This is a genomic window from Agromyces sp. P1_H4 (genome assembly GCF_056405255.1).
Window position 1 is genome coordinate 1 of the sequence record NZ_JBFUCL010000586.1, and the last position, 937, is coordinate 937.

The window sequence follows — 937 nt, forward strand, 5'->3', positions numbered from 1 at the left end:
GACAGTCTTCGCCGGAATCCACTGAGCGCCTCGGCCGTGGTCGGCGACTGCAGCAGGCACACGACGGTGACCACCGCGGCCTTGAACACCATCGTCGCGATCGGCGGGATGCCGACCGTGTAGACGGTGGTCACGAGGGTCTGGATGACGAGTGCGCCGACCAGCGTGCCGGCCAGGGTGTAGCGGCCGCCGGCCAGGGACGTGCCGCCGATGACCACCGCGAGGATCGCGTCGAGCTCGATGAACAGGCCCGTGTTGTTCGCGTCGGCGGCCGCGGTGTTCGCCGTGAGGATGAGCCCGGCGATCGCCGCGCAGAACGCGCTGAACGTGTAGACGACGAACAGCAGCCCGCGCGCCCGCACGCCGGCCTGGCGGCTCGCCTCTGGGTTGATGCCGACCGACTCGATGAACATGCCGAGCGCGGTGCGGCGCGTGATGAGGGCCGCCGCGGCGAAGACGACCGCCGCGATGATGACGGCGATCGGCACGCCGAACCAGAAGCCCGACCCGAGCGCCTTGAACGGCGGGCTGTTCACCGTGAGGATCTGCCCCTCGGTGATGAGCATCGCCACGCCGCGGCCGGCGGTCATGAGGATGAGCGTCGCGATGATCGGCTGGATGCCGAGCACCGCCACGAGGAAGCCGTTCCACGCGCCGAGCACGAGCGAGATGAGCAGCGCGACGGTGATCGCGACGGCGACCGTGGCGGGGTCACCCGGGTCGGGCGAGCCGAGCATGATCGAACAGGCCACGGCGCCGGCGATCGCGGCGACGGCGCCGACCGACAGGTCGATGCCGCGTGTGGCGATGACGAGCGTCATGCCCACGGCGATGATGAGCGTGGGTGCGCCGTTCCGCAGGATGTCGACGAGGCTGCCGAACAGGTGCCCGTCGCGCAGGGTGACCGTGAAGAAGCCGGGGAATGCGATCAGGTTGA

General features: G+C 70.0%; 1 protein-coding gene. It reads right to left on the reverse strand.

What is annotated here, in order from left to right:
* The coding region (locus AC1DY2_RS20160; RefSeq protein ID WP_476764032.1) for an ABC transporter permease at nucleotides 1-937 on the reverse strand (937 nt) is incomplete at both ends.